The organism is Enterobacter sp. C6, assembly GCF_008122455.1.
GTDB classification, from domain to species: Bacteria; Pseudomonadota; Gammaproteobacteria; order Enterobacterales; family Enterobacteriaceae; genus Enterobacter; species Enterobacter pseudoroggenkampii.
In genome coordinates this window covers 1-20,207 of record NZ_QPFW01000234.1, presented here as the reverse complement: position 1 = coordinate 20,207, position 20,207 = coordinate 1, and the positions used below count along the sequence as shown (strand labels likewise).

Sequence of the window (20,207 nt, the reverse complement as noted above, 5' to 3'; positions counted from 1 at the left end):
GAGTACGGAACCCACTCATGGATATTCGTAAGATTAAAAAACTGATCGAGCTGGTTGAAGAATCAGGCATCTCCGAACTGGAAATTTCTGAAGGCGAAGAGTCTGTACGCATCAGCCGTGCAGCCCCAGCCGCTAGCTTCCCGGTAATGCAGCAGGCTTATGCTGCGCCAGTGCAGCAGCCTGCGCTCTCCGCAGCCGTTGCGCCAGCAGCAACTGAAGCCGCACCTGCCGCTGCAGCAGAAATCAGTGGTCACATCGTACGTTCCCCAATGGTTGGTACTTTCTACCGCACCCCGAGCCCGGACGCGAAGGCGTTCATCGAAGTGGGTCAGAAAGTCAACGTAGGCGATACCCTGTGCATCGTTGAAGCGATGAAAATGATGAACCAGATCGAAGCAGACAAATCAGGTACTGTGAAAGCGATTCTGGTCGAAAGTGGTCAGCCGGTTGAATTTGACGAGCCGCTGGTCGTCATCGAGTAACGAGGCGTACATGCTGGATAAAATTGTTATCGCCAACCGCGGCGAGATCGCACTGCGTATTCTTCGTGCCTGTAAAGAACTGGGCATCAAGACCGTCGCTGTGCACTCAAGCGCGGATCGCGATTTAAAACACGTATTGCTGGCGGATGAGACGGTCTGTATTGGCCCGGCTCCGTCCGTAAAAAGCTATCTGAACATCCCGGCTATCATCAGCGCCGCTGAAATCACCGGCGCGGTGGCAATTCATCCGGGTTACGGCTTCCTCTCTGAGAACGCCAACTTTGCTGAGCAGGTTGAACGCTCTGGCTTCATCTTCATCGGCCCGAAAGCCGACACCATCCGCCTGATGGGCGACAAAGTGTCTGCAATCACCGCGATGAAAAAAGCCGGTGTGCCAACCGTACCAGGCTCTGACGGCCCTCTGACCGACGACATGGATGCTAACCGTGCTCATGCTAAACGCATTGGCTACCCGGTTATCATCAAGGCGTCCGGCGGCGGCGGCGGTCGCGGTATGCGCGTTGTGCGCAGCGATGCTGACCTGGCGCAGTCCATCTCCATGACCAAAGCTGAAGCGAAAGCCGCTTTCAGCAATGACATGGTATACATGGAAAAATACCTGGAAAACCCACGCCACATCGAAATTCAGGTGCTGGCTGACGGTCAGGGTAACGCGATCTATCTGGCAGAACGTGACTGCTCCATGCAGCGTCGTCACCAGAAAGTGGTCGAAGAAGCGCCAGCACCGGGTATTACCCCGGAACTGCGTCGCTACATCGGCGAGCGTTGCGCCAAAGCGTGTGTCGATATCGGCTATCGCGGGGCGGGTACCTTTGAGTTCCTGTTCGAAAACGGCGAGTTCTATTTCATCGAAATGAACACCCGTATTCAGGTTGAACACCCGGTTACCGAAATGATCACCGGCGTTGACCTGATCAAAGAACAGCTGCGTATCGCAGCCGGTCAGCCGCTGTCCATCAAGCAGGAAGAAGTTGTGGTGAAAGGCCATGCGATCGAGTGTCGTATCAACGCCGAAGACCCGAACACCTTCCTGCCAAGCCCGGGTAAAATCACGCGTTTCCACGCGCCGGGCGGCTTTGGCGTGCGTTGGGAATCTCATATCTACGCAGGTTACACCGTACCGCCGTACTATGACTCAATGATCGGTAAACTCATCTGCTACGGCGAAAACCGTGACGTGGCGATTGCCCGCATGAAGAACGCCCTGCAGGAGCTGATCATCGACGGTATCAAAACCAACGTTGATCTGCAGATGCGCATTATGAGCGACGAGCACTTCCAGAATGGTGGAACCAACATCCACTATCTCGAGAAGAAACTCGGTCTTAACGAGAAGTAAGACTGCGCGCACACGAAAAGGCCGGATTATCCGGCCTTTTTTATTTCTGGGGCCTGGAAAGCCTCATCATGTACAATCCCCGCTTTCTTCATCCACAAGGGACAAAAAATGGACAAACGTTTTGTTCAGGCCCATAAAGAAGCGCGCTGGGCGCTGTGGCTGACCCTTCTCTATCTCGTCGCATGGTTAGTAACTGCTTACTTACCGAATTCAGCATCCGGCATAACCGGCCTGCCGCACTGGTTTGAAATGGCGTGTCTGCTGGTACCGTTGATTTTTATTTTGCTCAGCTGGCTGATGGTGCGCTTTATCTTCCGCGATTTCCCGCTGGAGGACAGTGATGCAAACTGAAATCATCACCGTACTGGTTGTCTATTTGATCGTGGTATTTGGCCTATCTTTCTATGCCATGCGCAAACGCAGTACCGGATCGTTCCTGAGCGAATATTTCCTCGGCAGCCGTTCCATGGGCGGGTTTGTGCTGGCGATGACGCTGACCGCCACCTACGTGAGCGCCAGTTCGTTCATTGGCGGGCCGGGAGCCGCATACAAATACGGCCTGGGCTGGGTATTGCTGGCCATGATTCAGGTGCCCACGATTTGGCTGTCACTGGGTATTCTGGGCAAAAAATTTGCCATACTCGCTCGCCGCTATAACGCCATTACGCTGAACGACATGCTGCAGGCGCGTTATCAGAGCCGCGCGGTGGTCTGGATTGCCAGTATCAGCCTGATTGTCGCCTTCGTCGGCGCCATTGCCGTTCAGTTTATTGGCGGCGCGCGCCTGCTGGAAACGGCGGCGGGTATTAAGTACGAGACCGGTCTGCTCATCTTCGGGATCACGATTGCGCTGTACACCGCGTTTGGCGGTTTCCGCGCCAGCGTGCTGAACGACACCATGCAGGGCATGGTGATGCTGATAGGTACTCTTGTGCTGCTGGTTGGCGTCATCTACGCGGCCGGCGGGTTACACAATGCGGTGCAAACGCTGGAACAGATCGATCCTAAGCTGGTCAGCCCTCATGGTGCTGACGATATCCTGACGCCCGCGTTTATGACCTCCTTCTGGGTGCTGGTTTGCTTTGGGGTTATCGGTCTGCCGCACACCGCCGTGCGCTGTATCTCCTATAAAGACAGCAAAGCCGTTCACCGCGGGATTGTGATTGGTACCGTCGTTGTCGCCCTTCTGATGCTGGGCATGCATCTGGCGGGCGCGCTGGGTCGAGCTGTATTACCTCACCTGACCGTGCCGGATCAGGTGATCCCAACGCTGATGGTGCAGGTTCTGCCGCCGTGGGCCGCAGGTTTATTCCTTGCTGCACCGATGGCGGCCATCATGTCGAACGTTAACGCGCACCTGCTTCAGGCTTCCGCCACCATCATCAAAGATCTGTGGCTTAGCGCGCGTCCGGCTAAAATGCATAATGAGCAGAAGCTGAAACGCATCTCAACCTGGACCACGCTGGTGCTCGGTATTCTGATGATGCTCGCCGCATGGCGTCCGCCGGAGATGATCATCTGGCTGAACCTGCTGGCATTTGGTGGGCTGGAAGCGGTATTCCTGTGGCCGCTGGTGTTAGGGCTCTACTGGGAACGCGCAAACGCGGCGGGCGCGCTGAGCGGCATGATCGTCGGCGGTGTGCTGTATGCCGTCCTCGCAACGTTTAAGATTCAGTACCTGGGCTTCCATCCGATTGTGCCTTCGTTACTGCTAAGTTTACTGGCGTTTGTGGTGGGGAACCGTTTCGGTCAGCCTGTCCCACAACCCGCTATGATTTCTACTGATAAATAAAGAGTTTTGCCATGCCGTGGATCCAACTAAAACTGAACACAACCGGCGCTAACGCCGAGGAACTGAGCGATGCGCTGATGGAGGCCGGCTCGGTCTCTATCACCTTCCAGGACACGCATGACACGCCGGTCTTTGAGCCGCTGCCGGGCGAAACCCGCCTGTGGGGCGATACCGACGTTATTGGCCTGTTTGATGCCGAAACCGATATGAAAGAGGTGGTCGCGATTCTGGAAAACCATCCTCTGCTGGGCGCGGGATTTGTGCACAAAATCGAACAGCTGGAAGATAAAGACTGGGAACGCGAGTGGATGGATAACTTCCACCCGATGCAGTTCGGCAAACGTCTGTGGATCTGCCCAAGCTGGCGCGACGTCCCGGACGAGAATGCGGTCAACGTGATGCTCGACCCGGGCCTTGCATTTGGTACCGGCACTCACCCAACCACATCCCTGTGCCTGCAGTGGCTGGATGGTCTCGATCTGGACGGTAAGACGGTGATCGACTTCGGCTGTGGATCCGGGATCCTCGCGATTGCCGCCCTGAAACTGGGCGCAGCTAAAGCCATCGGGATCGATATCGATCCGCAGGCGATTCAGGCCAGCCGCGATAATGCCGAGCGTAACGGCGTGTCCGATCGTCTGGAGCTGTATCTGCCGGATGCGCAGCCAGACGCCATGAAAGCCGATGTGGTGGTCGCAAACATTCTGGCGGGCCCACTGCGCGAGCTGGCCCCGTTAATCAGCGTGCTGCCCGTTGAGGGCGGTCTGCTGGGGCTTTCCGGTATTCTGGCGAGCCAGGCCGACAGCGTGTGTGAAGCCTACGCCGATCTTTTCACACTCGACCCGGTGGTTGAGAAAGAAGAGTGGTGCCGCATCACCGGCCGTAAAAAATAAGCATTTGGCGTGGTCATCTGACCACGCCTTTCGCCCTCTGATTATTCTCTCTCCCTCTGCCATTCTTCGGTAAAATAACCATACAAATCATGTTGATTTGTATTATAAAAATTCACCGGAAGAATATGATGAAACACATTACAGGCAAGGCAGCGCTGCTGGCGCTGAGCATGGTTTCGGCTTCAGCATTCGCATCACACTGGAGCTACGAAGGGGAAGGTTCACCGGAACACTGGGGCGAGCTGGACGAGGCATACAAGACCTGTCAAAGCGGGATGAACCAGTCTCCGATTAATATTGATTCGACCGCTAACGCCCATCTCCCTCCGCTTAAAACACACTACATTGATGGCCCTGTCGGGCTGACAAACAATGGCCATACCATTCAGGCCAGCGAAAAAGCAGATACCCGCAACACGATAACCCTGGACAAGCAAACCTGGACGCTACAGCAGTTCCACTTCCATGCGCCGAGCGAAAACACCGTGCACGGCAAAAAGTACGCGATGGAGATGCATCTGGTACATAAAAACAGCGCGGGTGAGCTGGCCGTGGTGGCCGTCATGTTTGATAAAGGTGCTGCGAATCCCGAGCTGGAAAAGCTGTGGAATGTGATGCCTCAGCAGGCTGAACAGAATGTATCGATTGAGAAGGAGCTCAACCTGAACAAACTGCTGCCAAAGGTGAAAACTTACTGGCGCTTTAGCGGCTCCTTGACCACGCCACCGTGTTCTGAAGGGGTCACCTGGATCGTGCTCAAACAGCCGTTAACCCTCTCAGCAGAACAGCTTGAGAAATTTACTCATACCATGCATCACGATAATAACCGTCCGGTACAGTCGCTGCACGGGCGCGTTGTGGTCGAATAAGACGCATTTTTCGCATGACGATCATGTTCTAAAATGCGACGCAGATCGCAAAGAAGTGGGGAAATCTGCTGCTAAAAACAGCAGATTATCCCGCTTCATCGAAGCATTTATTCAGAAATGATGAGAAGTTACGGGAAATTGTAAGCGCCTATAAAATAACCATTCTCGTATAACATAATGATTTAAATAATGAATAATTTTGAACGGAAAGATTGAGCGGCGATTCCTTGATCTACAACAGTGGATTGTTCAAAGTTTGGCCTTTCATCTCGTGCAAAAAATGCGTAATATACGCCGCCTTGCAGTCACAGTATGGTCATTTCTTAACTCATGCGCATCGGACACCACCAGCTTAGAAATCGCCTGATCGCAGCCCCTATGGCAGGTATTACAGACCGGCCGTTCAGGACGCTGTGCTATGAGATGGGAGCCGGTTTAACCGTATCCGAGATGATGTCGTCTAACCCGCAGGTTTGGGAAAGCGATAAATCCCGCCTTCGGATGGTGCACGTTGATGAACCAGGTATTCGCACCGTGCAAATTGCCGGAAGCGTGCCTGAAGAGATGGCAGATGCCGCGCGGATTAACGTGGAAAGTGGTGCCCAGATTATTGATATCAATATGGGGTGCCCGGCCAAAAAGGTGAATCGCAAGCTTGCAGGTTCAGCCCTTCTGCAATACCCCGACCAGGTGAAAGCTATCCTGACGGCGGTTGTCAGCGCAGTGGACGTTCCTGTTACGTTGAAGATTCGCACGGGTTGGTCGCCGGAACACCGTAACTGTGTAGAGATTGCCCAACTGGCCGAAGACTGTGGCATTCAGGCCCTGACCATTCATGGACGCACTCGCGCCTGTTTGTTCAACGGTGAAGCTGAATACGACAGCATTCGGGCAGTTAAGCAGAAAGTTTCCATTCCGATTATCGCGAATGGCGACATAACTGACCCGCTTAAAGCCAGAGCTGTACTCGACTATACGGGAGCTGATGCTCTGATGATAGGACGTGCCGCTCAGGGAAGACCCTGGATCTTCCGGGAAATCCAGCATTATCTGGACACTGGGGAGCTGCTTGCCCCGCTGCCTCTGGCAGAGGTTAAGCGCTTGCTTTGTTCGCATGTTCGGGAACTGCATGACCACTACGGTCAGGCAAAAGGGTACCGAATTGCGCGTAAACACGTCTCCTGGTATCTCCAGGAGCACGCTCCAGATGACCAGTTTCGGCGCACATTCAACGCCATAGAGGACGCCAGCGTACAGCTGGAGGCGTTGGAGGCATACTTCGAAAATCTTGCGTAATGAAATAAAGAGCTGACAGAACTATGTTCGAACAACGCGTAAATTCTGACGTACTGACCGTTTCTACCGTTAACTCTCAGGACCAGGTAACTCAAAAGCCCCTGCGTGACTCGGTTAAACAGGCACTGAAGAACTATTTTGCTCAACTGAACGGTCAGGATGTTAATGACCTGTATGAGCTGGTACTGGCTGAAGTTGAACAGCCACTGTTGGACATGGTGATGCAATACACCCGCGGTAACCAAACCCGCGCTGCGCTGATGATGGGTATCAACCGTGGTACTCTGCGTAAGAAACTGAAAAAATACGGCATGAACTGATACTAATCAGTTAAATGCTTGTTTAAAAAGGCGCTCTTCGGCATGGGAAAGCGCCTTTTTTATTACCTGTACCTCTCCGTCAACACAGTGTAAACCTTCGCTTCTCCCGCTTTTAAACCACGGTTTTTCGTGTATATTTTTCCCCACCCTACAGGCGCTCTTCTCGCGGAATGACACAATGATTCGTAAATACTGGTGGCTGATTGTCTTTGCAATCTCCGTTCTCATTTTCGATGCACTCCTGATGCAGTGGATTGAACTGATGAGTACCGAAACCGATAAGTGTCGCAATATGAACTCCGTCAATCCTCTGAAACTTGTGAACTGCTCCGAGCTCGACTAACCGCCCGATTGCGCAAATCACACCATTATTACCCACTAAAAACGGGGATTTAAATCCCTTTGAGCCATTACCTGACGGTGATAATGTCTCGCCCTTCTCAACCGCTCTAGCGTAACCCCACACTCGAGTAGAACCGTCCATGCTGGTCAGCCAATACAACCATATCCTTGTCGTCCTCTCCTTTGTTGTTGCCATCCTTGCGGCGTATACCGCGCTGAACATGGCTGCACGCGTCGCCGGGAGTGAGGGCGTCGCTGCCCGCGTCTGGCTGGCTGGGGGCGGTATTGCAATGGGCATTGGCGTGTGGGCGATGCATTTTATCGGCATGCTGGCGATGGACCTCTCCATGAGCATGAGCTACAACGCCACCCTGACAGTGTTATCCATGGTCATCGCCGTGGGTTCATCGCTGTTTGCGCTATGGCTCGTGAGCTGCGAGCAATTACGCCTGCGCCGACTGCTGCCCGGCGCGCTGGTGATGGGGAGCGGTATTGTTGCTATGCATTACACCGGCATGGCGGCGCTGGAAGTGATGCCGGGGATTATCTGGGACAAGGGCTGGGTGACCATTTCGGTCGCGATTGCGCTTGCCGCTTCTCTCGCGGCGCTATGGCTGACCTTCCGCCTGCGTCGCGAAGCCGCGCAGGTCGTGCTGATGCGCATGGGGGCCGCCATCACGATGGGGATTGCCATTGCTGGTATGCACTATGCCGGGATGAAAGCGGCGCAGTTTCCCATGTCCACAATGGTTCATCATGAGGGGATTAACGGGAGCTGGCTGGCGGTGCTGGTCAGCGTTGTCGCCCTCTCTATTCTTGGGATTACCCTGCTGGTGTCGATGCTGGATGCCCGCCTTCAGGCACGTACCGCCCTTCTGGCCTCGTCGCTGGCAGAAGCTAACCGGGAGCTCGCTCAACTGGCGCTGCACGATACCCTGACGCGTCTGCCCAATCGTATCCTGCTGGAAGACAGACTCGATCAGGCCATCAGCAAAGCCGATCGTGAAGGGAATCACTTTGCCCTGATGTTCATGGATCTCGACGGCTTTAAAGCCATCAATGACGCCTACGGGCATGATGTCGGTGACAGGCTGCTGGTCGCCGTTACGCAGCGTCTGCTGCTTCTCCTGAAAGGCCAGTTCACCCTTGCACGTATCGGCGGTGATGAGTTTGTTCTGCTGGCGGAGGGAGAAGGTCCGGACGACGCGGCATCGCTGGCAAATTCGCTGGTCCGCGCGATCGATAGCCCGTTCAATCTCGGCCCCTATGAACTGGTGGTGACTCTCAGCATTGGTATCGCACTGTACCCTCACGACGGCAAAACTGAGCGTGAACTGATGTTTAATGCCGACGCGGCGATGTATCACACGAAGCATATGGGCCGTAACGGTTACCACTTTTTCCAGCCCTCTATGAACACCCTGGCGCAGACCCATCTCCAGTTAATGAACGATCTGTGGATGGCGATCGATCGCAATGAGCTGCGCCTGCTGTATCAGCCAAAATTTCACGCCCCCGCGGGTCCTGTCCTCGGATTCGAGGCGTTATTGCGCTGGCAGCATCCTAAGCAGGGGATACTGACGCCGGAGCTTTTTCTGCCGCTGGCGGAAAAAACGGGGCTGATCATCCCCATTGGCAACTGGGTGATTAATGAAGCCTGTCGCCAGCTGCGGGAATGGCATCTTCAGGGGCATCAAAGCTGGTCAATGGCGGTAAACCTGTCGACACTGCAGTTTGAACAACCTTCGCTGGTGAAAACGGTTCTCGACTGCCTGGCTCTTCACCATGTGCCACCGGAAATGTTGATCCTCGAAGTGACGGAAACCACGGCGATGAGCAACCCGGATGAGAGCGTACGGGTGCTGACAGAGCTAACGGATGCGGGCGTGAAGGCCTCCATTGATGATTTTGGCACCGGATATTCGAGCCTGCTGTATCTCAAGCGGTTACCGGCCTGTGAATTGAAAATCGACAGGGCGTTTGTGAAAGAGCTCAGCGGCGAAAGCGAGGATGCCACTATTGTCTCAGCGATTGTCGCCCTTGCCAAAACGCTTAACCTGAAAGTCGTGGCAGAAGGTGTAGAAACCGAAGCACAGCAAGCCTTTTTAACCGAGCTGGGCTGTAACACCCTTCAGGGTTATCTGTTAGGTAAACCCACCAGCGCGCAGACCATAGAAGCACTTTGTGCCCGAGGGGAAATGTTACCTGGCGCTGAGCTGTAAGCATCCTCATCAGGCGACACGCGAATGACAGGGAGTGTCGCCAGTATGCTATCAACCAGAGCGGGAGCCTGCTGATAAAGATTAAAACTGTCGTTATTCATTAACCAGTTTTTAATTATTCCGCTAAAAAAACCGTGGAATACAATCAAGGTGAGATCAACATTCACCTTTGGCGAAATGATATTCTGCGAAATACAGGTCTCCAGCGTGGTGCGTAGCGTGTCATCATTGAATCCAATGCGGTTTCTGATTTCACGCTCTGAAATCATATCACTGCTAAATTCACACTTATGATACAGAATTTGTAAAAGCGCACATTGCCGGGGTTCACGGGCAATATACTGCAGCGCAGTAATAAATTGCTCACGAAGTTTTAACAATGGGTCGTCGCTATCGGAAAGGGAAAGCCTGTCACGAATAATGTCGCGAAGCGGTAATTGCTGTTCCCAGATGGCATTAAATATTTCTGATTTGCTGGTGAAGTGCCAGTAGATCGCGCCGCGCGTCACCTTTGCAGCATCAGCGATATCCGTCAGCGTCGTACTGGCTACGCCACGCGTCGCAAACTGTCCTATAGCCGCCTCAATCAGCTGCTGCCGGGTTTGTTGAGCCTCTTCTTTCTTTTTACGCGCCATAGGCAACTACTCGTTACTCACAAGGTTTAAAGGTAATATTGCGTTCATGCAAATGTAAGTATTCACTAAAATCCGTTTTAATTTTGCACAAAAAAAGTCACCCCTCTTAATTTATAATTAATACAAATACATCGAGCCAATTAAATTAACGGGATGAATAACCAAACAACATAAACCCCATTTACCTGATTAACATGCCTGAAGTATATCCCGGAATGGACCAGGTCTGATTCTGATTTTCTCCAGAAGCATGGTCATTCGCACTTATAAATTAAAAAACATTAAATACCCTCATTATTATACGCAGCTACATTTTATTTTTTATCCCTCTGCCCCAGCTACCGGTTCGCGGCATATATCGGTTAATGGGTATTTAAAGGAACAGTAATGACGAATCATTTCAGACGCTTGCCCTTATCCGGTTTCATTGTCTGCGCGGTACTGCTCACTGGATGCGATGGTCAGGAAAATCAACAACAACACCTGCAGGCGCCTCAGGTCAGCGTGCACATTGTGAAAAGCGCACCTCTGGCTGTCACCACTGAACTCCCGGGCAGAACAGATGCATTTCGCGTTGCGGAGGTTCGCCCTCAGGTTAGCGGTATTATCCTTCGCCGCAACTTCGCGGAAGGTAGCGATGTAAAAGCGGGTGAGTCACTTTACCAGATTGATCCTGCGACCTATCAGGCAGCCTATGACAGCGCGAAAGGCGAACTGGCGAAGGCTCAAGCGGCGGCCAATATTGCGCACCTGACGGTAAAACGCTATCTCCCGCTGGTAGGCACCCAATATGTCAGTAAGCAGGAGTATGACCAGGCCGTGGCGACGGCTCAGCAGGCAGATGCCAGCGTGGTTGCCGCGAAAGCCGGCGTTGAAAGCGCACGTATCAACCTTGCCTACACCAAAGTGACCTCTCCTGTTGATGGTCGTATCGGGAAATCCAGCGTGACCGAAGGGGCACTTGTGACGAACGGACAGGCCGCAGCGCTGGCAACGGTCCAGCAGCTCGATCCGATTTATGTCGATGTCACCCAGTCCAGTAATGATTTTATGCGCCTGAAACAGACGAGCCTGCAAAAAGGCGATACCGCCAGCAGCGTTGAGCTACTGATGGAGAACGGGCAGCCCTACCCACTGAAAGGCACCTTGCAGTTCTCTGACGTCACGGTCGATGAAAGTACCGGCTCGATTACCCTGCGCGCCATTTTCCCGAACCCTCAGCATATGCTGTTACCCGGCATGTTTGTTCGCGCCCGCATAGATGAAGGTACCCAGCCGGACGCGATTCTGGTTCCCCAGCAAGGCGTGACCCGCACACCGCGAGGTGATGCTACCGTCCTGGTGGTGAACGATAAAAACCAGGTTGAGCCGCGTACCGTCGTCGCCCCGCAGGCAATTGGCGATCGCTGGCTGGTGACGGAAGGGCTGAAAAACGGTGACCGCGTGATTGTCAGCGGGCTACAGAAAGTCAGACCAGGGGTAACCGTCGTCGCCACGCCGGATACCACCACGACTCCAGCCGGTTAAGGGACGACGACATGGCTAACTTCTTTATTCAGAGACCGGTTTTCGCCTGGGTACTTGCCATCATCCTGATGATTGCAGGCGGGCTGGCCATTCTCAAACTTCCGGTCGCACAGTATCCGACCATCGCCCCTCCCGCCGTGGCGATTTCCGCGACCTACCCGGGAGCGGACGCTCAAACGGTGCAGGATACCGTGACCCAGGTTATCGAACAGAACATGAACGGTATCGATAACCTGATGTATATGTCCTCCACCAGCGATTCAGCGGGTAACGTCACCATCACCCTGACCTTCGAGTCAGGAACCAACCCGGACATCGCTCAGGTGCAGGTACAGAACAAGCTGCAGCTCGCCATGCCGCTGCTGCCGCAAGAGGTTCAGCAGCAAGGGATTGGCGTGGAGAAATCCAGCAGCAGCTTCCTGCTGGTCGCCGGTTTTGTTTCTGACAACAAAAATCTCACGCAGGATGACATCTCTGACTATGTCGCCTCAAACGTCAAAGATGCCATCAGCCGCACGTCTGGCGTCGGTGACGTTCAGCTGTTTGGCGCTCAGTATGCGATGCGCATCTGGCTCGACAGCAACGCGATGAATAAATACCAGCTGACGCCGCTGGATATTATCAACCAGCTGAAAACCCAGAACGATCAGATAGCGGCAGGCCAGCTGGGTGGAACGCCGTCCATTCCCGGGCAACAGCTGAATGCCTCGATCATCGCGCAAACCCGCCTGAAATCGCCGGAGGAGTTTGGCCGCGTGACGCTCAAGGTGAACCAGGACGGCTCGATGGTTCATCTGAAGGACGTAGCTCGTATTGAGCTGGGCGGCGAAAACTACAACATGGTCACTAAAATCAACGGGCAGGCGGCAACCGGTCTGGGGATTAAGCTGGCAACCGGGGCAAATGCGCTGGACACTGCGGCAGCCATCAAAAGCAAGCTGGCGCAGCTGCAGCAGTTCTTCCCACAGGGGCTGAAAGTTGTCTATCCCTATGACACCACGCCTTTTGTGAAAATCTCCATTCACGAAGTGGTGAAGACCCTGTTTGAAGCGATCGTTCTCGTTTTCCTGGTCATGTACCTGTTCCTGCAAAACCTGCGGGCGACGCTCATCCCGACTATCGCGGTGCCGGTCGTTCTGCTTGGCACCTTTGCGGTTCTGGCGGCGTTTGGTTTCTCCATCAATACCCTGACGATGTTCGGCATGGTGCTGGCGATAGGTCTGCTGGTCGATGACGCTATCGTGGTCGTTGAGAACGTCGAACGTGTCATGGTCGAGGATAAGCTGCCGCCGAAAGAGGCCACGCAGAAGTCGATGGAGCAGATCCAGGGCGCACTGGTCGGGATCGCCATGGTGCTCTCGGCGGTCTTTATTCCGATGGCCTTTTTTGGCGGCTCGACGGGGGCGATCTATCGCCAGTTCTCGCTGACTATCGTTTCCGCTATGGCGTTGTCCGTACTGGTTGCGCTCATCCTGACGCCCGCACTCTGCGCAACGTTGCTTAAGCCCGTATCCGGCGACCATCATGAGAAAAAAGGGGGCTTCTTCGGCTGGTTTAACGCGCTCTTTGATAAAAGCGTGGAGCACTACAGCAACAGCGTGAGCGGTATTTTGCGTAAGACAGGGCGCTATCTGGTGGTGTACGTCATTATTGTCGGTGGGATGGCGGTACTCTTCCTGCGCCTACCCACCTCCTTCCTGCCCGAAGAGGATCAGGGGGTGTTTATGACGATGGTTCAACTCCCGGCAGGTGCAACCCAGACGCGTACTCAGCAGGTCCTCGACCAGGTTCAGGACTACTACCTGAACAAAGAGAAGGCGAACGTTGAATCCGTCTTTACCGTAAACGGCTTTAGCTTTAGCGGCCAGGGTCAGAACTCCGGTATTGCATTCGTCAGCCTGAAGCCCTGGGAGGAGCGCCCGGGGTCGGAAAATGGTGTCGAAGCCATTGTGGGTCGCGCGACGAAAGCCTTCAGTCAGATTAAAGATGGCCTTGTTTTCCCGTTTAACCTGCCTGCAATTATTGAGCTGGGTACCGCCACGGGCTTCGACTTTGAATTGATCGATCAGGCTAACCTGGGGCATACCCAACTGACTCAGGCGCGTAACAAACTGCTCAGCATGGTGAAAGAGCACCCTGATCTGCTGGTTCGCGTGCGCCCTAACGGTCTTGAAGATACGCCTCAGTTCAAACTGGATGTCGATCAGGAGAAAGCCCAGGCGCTGGGCGTCAGCCTTTCTGACGTCAACCAGACGATTTCGACGGCATTAGGTGGCACCTATGTGAACGACTTTATCGATCATGGGCGCGTGAAAAAGGTCTACGTACAGGCCGACGCCAAATTCCGTATGTTGCCAGGCGATATTAACAACCTCTACGTGCGCAGCGCGAATGGGGAAATGGTCCCGTTCTCTGCCTTTAGCAATGCTCATTGGGTCTATGGTTCACCTCGCCTGGAGCGCTATAACGGGATGCCCTCTATGGAGATCCTCGGTGAATCAGCCCCGGGTAAAAGTACCGGTGAGGCCATGGTTATGATGGAAAGTCTCGCGGCAAAACTGCCTTCCGGCATCGGCTATGACTGGACCGGAATGTCCTATCAGGAGCGGCTCTCGGGTAACCAGGCGCCTGCACTGTACGCCATTTCGCTGATCGTGGTGTTCCTGTGTCTGGCAGCGCTGTATGAAAGCTGGTCCATTCCGTTCTCCGTTATGCTGGTTGTACCGCTGGGGGTCATTGGGGCGCTTCTCGCAGCGTCGCTGCGCGGGTTAAACAATGACGTCTATTTCCAGGTCGGCCTGCTGACGACGATTGGTTTATCGGCGAAAAACGCCATCCTGATCGTCGAATTTGCTAAAGACCTGATGGAGAAAGAAGGCAAAGGCATTATTGAAGCCACGCTGGAAGCATCCAGGATGCGCCTTCGACCGATCCTGATGACGTCTCTGGCCTTTATCCTTGGCGTCATGCCGCTGGTGATCAGCTCCGGGGCCGGGAGCGGCGCGCAAAACGCCGTCGGTACGGGCGTTATGGGGGGAATGCTTTCCGCAACGCTTCTGGCGATTTTCTTCGTGCCCGTCTTCTTTGTGGTTGTTCGACGACGGTTTACCCACCATAAAGAGTAATATTCCCCCTAAAAGGCACCTTTGGTGCCTTTTTTATTTTTAACATAAACAATGAATTACGCTTTACATAAAGGCAGTGTTAAAAATATGATGATTTGCATTAAGTAAAAACAGTCTCTTGCAGCTCCATAATGTCTCCATTAATTCCTCCTGAAACCGATTTTTCTCCACGATTTTTACAAACTACATAATTTGAGATTATTCCTCGTGTAACGAGGACTTATCCCGGTGGTAAAATAACCTCCAGTTCGTTAATAGCCCTCCTGGCTTTATAGCGGATGAGAAATAATACTGAGGTAACATCATGAAAAGATTCATTTCCGTTGCACTTCTCGCTGCGCTGCTGGCTGGTTGCGCGCACGACTCTCCATGTGTACCGGTTTACGATGACCAGGGCCGACTGGTTCATACCAATACCTGTATGAAAGGCACCACCCAGGATAACTGGGAAACTGCGGGTGCTATCGCTGGCGGTGCTGCCGCAGTAGCGGGTTTGACGCTGGGTATTGTTGCCCTGACGAAGTAACATCTGTTGAGAAAGCGCGGCTCTGGCCGCGCTTTTGCTTTTAATGAGTGCAGTATTTTCAAATAAGTAAAAAAATAGCCCCGTATTTATTCACGTAATTAATCTAAGCCTGAAGTCAGTCACAGCTTTTTCGCATACTCATTCAAATTACTTATTCTATCGTGATGATTTTCACACATTAATATTATTGAATACCATGCCAATATTCACTCTGGAAACTATCTCCCCTTTTTCCTGACCCGACGCATAACTTTTGCTCCGATTTGTGGCACAGGTTGTAATTTCGCACCATTTCAGGGCGCTCGTTTTATTTAAGCCTGTCTACACTCAGCATTAAGCGTTCACTCGTCTCTTATTTTGTCGAACGCAAAACTGGCATTACGTTTGCTTTATAAACGTTGGCCAAAGCCACAGACAGGTTAAGCGTTTAAAAACGCCTCTATAACGATAAATTTCGCCACACAGGATGCATTATGAAAAAGACGATGATAGCCAGCCTGGCCGCTGCAGGCATGTTGTTTGCCGTAGCCGGTCAAGCCCATGCGGGAACGACACTGGATGCCGTTAAAAAGAAAGGTTTTGTTCAATGCGGTATCAGTGACGGTTTGCCTGGCTTCTCTTATGCCGATGCGAACGGCAAATTTACCGGTATCGATGTGGACGTCTGCCGTGGCGTTGCGGCCGCCGTTTTCGGTGATGACAGCAAAGTAAAATATACCCCGCTGACGGCGAAAGAACGCTTTACGGCGCTGCAGTCCGGAGAGGTCGACATGCTCTCCCGTAATACCACCTGGACGTCCTCACGTGATGCAGGCATGGGGATGTCATTTACGGGCGTGACCTATTATGACGGCATCGGCTTCCTGACCCACAATAAAGCAGGCCTGAAAAGCGCCAAAGAGCTGGATGGCGCCACCGTTTGTATTCAGGCGGGCACCGATACCGAGCTGAACGTCGCCGATTATTTCAAAGCAAACAACATGAAATACACGCCAGTGACATTCGACCGCTCGGATGAGTCGGCCAAAGCGCTGGAGTCCGGCCGTTGCGACACGCTGGCCTCTGACCAGTCACAGCTGTATGCCTTACGTATTAAGCTGAGCAACCCGGCAGAATGGATTGTTCTGCCTGAAGTGATCTCCAAAGAACCTCTCGGACCGGTCGTACGTCGTGGCGATGAAGACTGGTTCTCCATTGTTCGCTGGACGCTGTTCGCCATGCTGAACGCAGAAGAGATGGGCATCAACTCGAAAAACGTTGATGAGAAAGCCGCTAAGCCATCCAACCCGGATATGGCACACCTGCTCGGTACAGAAGGTGATTTCGGCAAGGATCTGAAGCTGGATAACAAGTGGGCCTACAACATCATCAAACAGGTGGGCAACTACTCTGAGATCTTTGAGCGCAACGTGGGATCGGAAAGCCCGCTGAAGATCAAACGCGGCCAGAACAATCTCTGGAACAACGGCGGTATTCAGTACGCGCCACCGGTACGTTAAGTCATAGCTGTAACGGGCACTGCTCAGGCAGTGCCCTCTCCAGAGTCATGGTTACTGAGGTTTCTTTATGTCCCATCGCCGCTCAGCCGTAAAAGGATCGCTATCCTTTTCTCATCCCGCGGTCCGCGCCTGGCTATTCCAGATTATTGCTATTGTTGCGGTTGTTCTCATCGCCGTGTATCTCATCCATAACACCATTACCAACCTGAATAATCGTGGCATTACCTCCGGTTTCGCGTTTTTAGATCGCAGCGCGGGGTTTGGCATTGTCCAGCATCTTATTGATTACCAGGAAGGTGACACATATGGACGCGTGTTCGTGGTCGGTTTGCTGAATACGCTGTTGGTATCGGCGCTTTGTATCGTCTTCGCGTCGATACTGGGCTTCTTTATTGGCCTGGCACGTCTTTCTGAAAACTGGCTGCTGCGGAAACTGTCGACTGTTTATATCGAGACGTTTCGCAATATCCCCCCGCTCCTGCAGATCTTCTTCTGGTATTTTGCCGTATTGCGTAACCTACCCGGCCCCCGTCAGGCCGTCGACGCGTTTGAGCTGTTTTTCCTGAGTAACCGTGGGTTGTCCATTCCTTCTCCTCAGACGGGTGAAGGGCTGTACGCTTTCATTGGCGCGATTGTGATGGCGCTTGCTCTTTCAGTTGGCGTATTTCGTTTTAATCGCAAGCACCAGATCAAAACCGGTCAGCTTCGTAGAACCTGGCCAACGGCTGTGGTTCTGATCGTTAGTCTCCCGCTATTGGCACACTGGCTGTTTGGGGCTGCGCTGCACTGGGACATTCCCCATCTGCGTGGCTTTAACTTTCAGGGTGGGATGGTATTAATTCCCGAGCTGGCAGCGCTGACATTGGCGCTGTCGATTTATACGTCCGCGTTTATCGCAGAGATTATCCGTGCCGGGATCCAGGCCGTACCTTACGGACAGCACGAGGCGGCACGCTCGCTGGGATTACCCCATACCGTGACGCTTCGCCAGGTCATCATTCCGCAGGCTTTACGGGTCATCATCCCGCCCCTGACCAGCCAGTATCTCAATATTGTCAAAAACTCGTCGCTGGCCGCTGCCATTGGTTACCCGGATATGGTGTCACTCTTCGCCGGAACCGTGCTTAACCAGACCGGACAAGCCATTGAAACCATCGCCATCACGATGTCTGTCTATCTGATCATCAGCCTGGTGATTTCACTGCTGATGAACCTTTATAACCGTCGTATAGCACTGGTCGAGCGCTAAGGATCTATGATGACAAAAGCGATACTGTCGCACTCCTCGCGCCCTGCCAACTCGACAGGTGGACGTTTCATTCTCTGGGCGCGTAAGAATCTGTTCTCCAGCTGGAGTAACAGCCTGCTGACGATTGTCTGCCTGTGGCTCATGTGGGAATTGATTCCTCCGCTGCTGAACTGGGCGTTTTTACAGGCCAACTGGGTCGGTTCAACCCGAGCAGACTGCACAAAAGCCGGTGCCTGCTGGGTGTTTATCCACGAGCGATTCGGTCAGTTCATGTATGGGTTGTATCCGCATGAACAGCGCTGGCGGATTAATCTGGCGCTGGTTATCGGCCTGCTCTCTGTCGCAGCCATGTTCTGGAAAAAGCTGCCTCATCGCGGACGCTATATTGCCGTCTGGGCAGTGGTTTATCCGATTATTGTCTGGGTACTGTTGTATGGCGGTTTTCTGGGGCTGGAACGCGTAGAAACACGCCAGTGGGGCGGTCTGACGCTGACGTTGATTATCGCTTCAGTGGGGATAGCCGGTGCTCTGCCGTGGGGGATTTTACTGGCCCTGGGGCGGCGTTCAAAAATGCCGATCGTACGCGTGCTCTCCGTTATCTTCATTGAGTTCTGGCGCGGCGTACCGCTTATCACCGTTCTGTTTATGTCGTCGGTCATGCTGCCGCTGTTTATGGCAGAAGGGACCACCATCGACAAGCTGATCCGTGCCCTGGTGGGGGTGATTCTCTTCCAGTCCGCCTATGTCGCTGAAGTTGTGCGCGGAGGTCTGCAGGCGCTGCCTAAAGGCCAGTACGAAGCGGCGGAATCACTGGCTCTCGGTTACTGGAAAACGCAGGGACTGGTCATTCTTCCACAAGCACTCAAGCTGGTCATTCCAGGGCTGGTCAACACGATCATTGCCCTCTTCAAGGATACCAGCCTGGTGATCATCATTGGATTGTTCGATCTCTTTAGCAGCGTGCAGCAGGCAACCGTTGACCCTGTCTGGCTGGGTATGTCCACCGAGGGATATGTCTTTGCAGCTCTGATCTACTGGATCTTTTGTTTTAGCATGTCGCGCTACAGCCAGCATCTGGAAAAGCGCTTTAACACCGGGCGTACACCGCACTGAGGAAATTATGAGCCAAATAACTATGACACCCGCCGACGCGATGATTACGCTGGAAAACGTGAATAAATGGTACGGACAGTTTCATGTCCTGAAGGACATTAATCTTAAGGTCAAGCAGGGAGAGCGCATTGTCCTGTGCGGCCCTTCCGGATCCGGGAAATCCACAACTATTCGCTGCATTAACCATCTTGAAGAGCATCAGCAAGGACGCATCGTGGTTGACGGTATCGAGCTGAATGAAGATATCCGCAATATTGAACGCGTTCGTCAGGAAGTGGGAATGGTCTTTCAGCACTTTAATCTGTTTCCGCACCTGACCGTTCTGCAGAACTGTACGCTTGCACCGATTTGGGTACGAAAGATGCCGAAAAAGGAAGCGGAGGCATTAGCCATGCACTACCTGGAGCGCGTACGTATCGCAGAACATGCGAATAAGTTCCCTGGCCAGATATCGGGTGGCCAACAGCAGCGTGTGGCTATCGCCCGTTCTCTGTGTATGAAACCGAAAATTATGCTGTTTGATGAACCGACATCTGCCCTCGATCCTGAAATGGTTAAAGAGGTTCTGGACACCATGATTGGGTTGGCACAATCCGGCATGACCATGCTGTGCGTGACGCATGAGATGGGGTTTGCGCGAACCGTGGCCGACCGGGTGATCTTTATGGACCGTGGGGAGATTGTTGAGCAGGCGCCGCCGGATGAGTTCTTTGCCCATCCGAAGTCAGAACGTACGCGAGCATTCCTGTCGCAGGTGATTCATTAGTCGTTTGCTCTGCCGGGTGGCGGCTTCGCCTTACCCGGCCTGCCGTTTTTTCGGCGCACAAACGCAAAAAGGCCATCCTTTCGGATGGCCTTCTCACTTATTTGATGTCTGGCAGTTCCCTACTCTCACATGGGGAGACCCCACACTACCATCGGCGCTACGGCGTTTCACTTCTGAGTTCGGCATGGGGT

At 53.3% G+C, this 20,207-nt stretch carries 18 protein-coding genes; 17 read left to right on the top strand and 1 reads right to left on the bottom strand.

The genetic code is table 11. The features are described from left to right. Nucleotides 1–17: 17 nt before the first annotated feature. From accB to DOU50_RS15705, 10 genes are all read left to right on the top strand, one after another. Nucleotides 18–482 carry an acetyl-CoA carboxylase biotin carboxyl carrier protein gene (gene accB / locus DOU50_RS15750; protein WP_013098992.1) on the top strand — a complete coding sequence of 155 codons (465 nt, stop codon included), beginning with the start codon at nt 18–20 and terminating at the stop codon, nt 480–482. Between the two features lie 10 nt (nt 483–492). Next, nucleotides 493–1,842, top strand: coding sequence for an acetyl-CoA carboxylase biotin carboxylase subunit (gene accC / locus DOU50_RS15745; protein ID WP_024906319.1), 1,350 nt, complete (start codon nt 493–495; stop codon nt 1,840–1,842). Nucleotides 1,843–1,950: 108 nt separating this feature from the next. Next, nucleotides 1,951–2,193: a YhdT family protein gene (locus DOU50_RS15740; protein WP_148769720.1), complete on the top strand. Its 243-nt coding sequence runs from the start codon at nt 1,951–1,953 to the stop codon at nt 2,191–2,193. After that, the gene (gene panF / locus DOU50_RS15735; RefSeq protein ID WP_032650448.1) at nt 2,183–3,634 is read left to right on the top strand and encodes a sodium/pantothenate symporter; all 1,452 of its coding nucleotides are present in this window, start codon (nt 2,183–2,185) and stop codon (nt 3,632–3,634) included. The genes DOU50_RS15740 and panF overlap by 11 nt, the downstream gene beginning before the upstream one ends. A gap of 11 nt (nt 3,635–3,645) precedes the next feature. Continuing rightward, nucleotides 3,646–4,527: a 50S ribosomal protein L11 methyltransferase gene (prmA, locus tag DOU50_RS15730; RefSeq protein WP_024906316.1), complete on the top strand. Its 882-nt coding sequence runs from the start codon at nt 3,646–3,648 to the stop codon at nt 4,525–4,527. Between the two features lie 128 nt (nt 4,528–4,655). Next, complete coding sequence (locus DOU50_RS15725; RefSeq protein ID WP_148769732.1) at nt 4,656–5,396, top strand: carbonic anhydrase; 741 nt, start codon at nt 4,656–4,658, stop codon at nt 5,394–5,396. 330 nt (nt 5,397–5,726) lie between these two features. Beyond that, nucleotides 5,727–6,692: a tRNA dihydrouridine synthase DusB gene (gene dusB, locus DOU50_RS15720; RefSeq protein ID WP_023309409.1), complete on the top strand. Its 966-nt coding sequence runs from the start codon at nt 5,727–5,729 to the stop codon at nt 6,690–6,692. A 23-nt stretch (nt 6,693–6,715) separates the two neighbouring features. Beyond that, nucleotides 6,716–7,012, top strand: coding sequence for a DNA-binding transcriptional regulator Fis (gene fis / locus DOU50_RS15715; RefSeq protein ID WP_000462905.1), 297 nt, complete (start codon nt 6,716–6,718; stop codon nt 7,010–7,012). A 178-nt stretch (nt 7,013–7,190) separates the two neighbouring features. Next, on the top strand, nt 7,191–7,355 hold the full coding sequence (locus DOU50_RS15710; RefSeq protein WP_024906314.1) for a DUF2556 family protein: 165 nt from the start codon (nt 7,191–7,193) through the stop codon (nt 7,353–7,355). A gap of 139 nt (nt 7,356–7,494) precedes the next feature. After that, nucleotides 7,495–9,576, top strand: coding sequence for a putative bifunctional diguanylate cyclase/phosphodiesterase (locus DOU50_RS15705; RefSeq protein WP_148769719.1), 2,082 nt, complete (start codon nt 7,495–7,497; stop codon nt 9,574–9,576). Here DOU50_RS15705 and envR read toward each other — a convergent pair. After that, on the bottom strand, nt 9,492–10,211 hold the full coding sequence (gene envR, locus DOU50_RS15700; RefSeq protein ID WP_148769718.1) for an acrEF/envCD operon transcriptional regulator: 720 nt from the start codon (nt 10,209–10,211) through the stop codon (nt 9,492–9,494). The genes DOU50_RS15705 and envR overlap by 85 nt on opposite strands. A 387-nt stretch (nt 10,212–10,598) precedes the next feature. Between envR and DOU50_RS15695 the strand changes: the two genes are divergently transcribed. The 7 genes from DOU50_RS15695 to DOU50_RS15665 all read left to right on the top strand — a co-directional run bounded on the left by DOU50_RS15695 (nt 10,599) and on the right by DOU50_RS15665 (nt 20,016). Further along, the gene (locus tag DOU50_RS15695; protein WP_032650451.1) at nt 10,599–11,738 is read left to right on the top strand and encodes an efflux RND transporter periplasmic adaptor subunit; all 1,140 of its coding nucleotides are present in this window, start codon (nt 10,599–10,601) and stop codon (nt 11,736–11,738) included. Between the two features lie 11 nt (nt 11,739–11,749). Then, on the top strand, nt 11,750–14,863 hold the full coding sequence (locus DOU50_RS15690) for an efflux RND transporter permease subunit (RefSeq protein ID WP_061716400.1): 3,114 nt from the start codon (nt 11,750–11,752) through the stop codon (nt 14,861–14,863). A gap of 304 nt (nt 14,864–15,167) precedes the next feature. Beyond that, nucleotides 15,168–15,389, top strand: a complete 222-nt coding sequence (locus DOU50_RS15685) for a lipoprotein (protein WP_008502867.1) — start codon at nt 15,168–15,170, stop codon at nt 15,387–15,389. A gap of 473 nt (nt 15,390–15,862) precedes the next feature. Next, nucleotides 15,863–16,888, top strand: coding sequence for an amino acid ABC transporter substrate-binding protein (locus DOU50_RS15680; protein ID WP_024906309.1), 1,026 nt, complete (start codon nt 15,863–15,865; stop codon nt 16,886–16,888). 67 nt (nt 16,889–16,955) lie between these two features. Next, nucleotides 16,956–18,137 carry an amino acid ABC transporter permease gene (locus DOU50_RS15675; RefSeq protein WP_090418923.1) on the top strand — a complete coding sequence of 394 codons (1,182 nt, stop codon included), beginning with the start codon at nt 16,956–16,958 and terminating at the stop codon, nt 18,135–18,137. Nucleotides 18,138–18,146: 9 nt separating this feature from the next. Then, nucleotides 18,147–19,250 (top strand): amino acid ABC transporter permease, encoded by a 1,104-nt coding sequence (locus DOU50_RS15670; protein ID WP_032650459.1) that lies wholly within the window; start codon nt 18,147–18,149, stop codon nt 19,248–19,250. A 7-nt stretch (nt 19,251–19,257) separates the two neighbouring features. After that, nucleotides 19,258–20,016 (top strand): amino acid ABC transporter ATP-binding protein, encoded by a 759-nt coding sequence (locus DOU50_RS15665; RefSeq protein WP_014171880.1) that lies wholly within the window; start codon nt 19,258–19,260, stop codon nt 20,014–20,016. Nucleotides 20,017–20,207: the final 191 nt, after the last annotated feature.

What these genes read in the sequence shown, in the direction of transcription:
- DOU50_RS15705 (WP_148769719.1), top strand. Translation starts at nt 7,495, where the DNA reads ATGCTGGTCAGCCAATACAACCATATCCTTGTCGTCCTCTCCTTTGTT.
- DOU50_RS15690 (WP_061716400.1), top strand. Translation starts at nt 11,750, where the DNA reads ATGGCTAACTTCTTTATTCAGAGACCGGTTTTCGCCTGGGTACTTGCC.
- accC (WP_024906319.1), top strand. Translation starts at nt 493, where the DNA reads ATGCTGGATAAAATTGTTATCGCCAACCGCGGCGAGATCGCACTGCGT.
- DOU50_RS15740 (WP_148769720.1), top strand. Translation starts at nt 1,951, where the DNA reads ATGGACAAACGTTTTGTTCAGGCCCATAAAGAAGCGCGCTGGGCGCTG.
- DOU50_RS15665 (WP_014171880.1), top strand. Translation starts at nt 19,258, where the DNA reads ATGAGCCAAATAACTATGACACCCGCCGACGCGATGATTACGCTGGAA.
- DOU50_RS15680 (WP_024906309.1), top strand. Translation starts at nt 15,863, where the DNA reads ATGAAAAAGACGATGATAGCCAGCCTGGCCGCTGCAGGCATGTTGTTT.
- DOU50_RS15710 (WP_024906314.1), top strand. Translation starts at nt 7,191, where the DNA reads ATGATTCGTAAATACTGGTGGCTGATTGTCTTTGCAATCTCCGTTCTC.
- DOU50_RS15670 (WP_032650459.1), top strand. Translation starts at nt 18,147, where the DNA reads ATGACAAAAGCGATACTGTCGCACTCCTCGCGCCCTGCCAACTCGACA.
- DOU50_RS15685 (WP_008502867.1), top strand. Translation starts at nt 15,168, where the DNA reads ATGAAAAGATTCATTTCCGTTGCACTTCTCGCTGCGCTGCTGGCTGGT.
- fis (WP_000462905.1), top strand. Translation starts at nt 6,716, where the DNA reads ATGTTCGAACAACGCGTAAATTCTGACGTACTGACCGTTTCTACCGTT.
- accB (WP_013098992.1), top strand. Translation starts at nt 18, where the DNA reads ATGGATATTCGTAAGATTAAAAAACTGATCGAGCTGGTTGAAGAATCA.
- dusB (WP_023309409.1), top strand. Translation starts at nt 5,727, where the DNA reads ATGCGCATCGGACACCACCAGCTTAGAAATCGCCTGATCGCAGCCCCT.
- envR (WP_148769718.1), bottom strand. Translation starts at nt 10,211, where the DNA reads ATGGCGCGTAAAAAGAAAGAAGAGGCTCAACAAACCCGGCAGCAGCTG.
- DOU50_RS15695 (WP_032650451.1), top strand. Translation starts at nt 10,599, where the DNA reads ATGACGAATCATTTCAGACGCTTGCCCTTATCCGGTTTCATTGTCTGC.
- panF (WP_032650448.1), top strand. Translation starts at nt 2,183, where the DNA reads ATGCAAACTGAAATCATCACCGTACTGGTTGTCTATTTGATCGTGGTA.
- prmA (WP_024906316.1), top strand. Translation starts at nt 3,646, where the DNA reads ATGCCGTGGATCCAACTAAAACTGAACACAACCGGCGCTAACGCCGAG.
- DOU50_RS15675 (WP_090418923.1), top strand. Translation starts at nt 16,956, where the DNA reads ATGTCCCATCGCCGCTCAGCCGTAAAAGGATCGCTATCCTTTTCTCAT.
- DOU50_RS15725 (WP_148769732.1), top strand. Translation starts at nt 4,656, where the DNA reads ATGAAACACATTACAGGCAAGGCAGCGCTGCTGGCGCTGAGCATGGTT.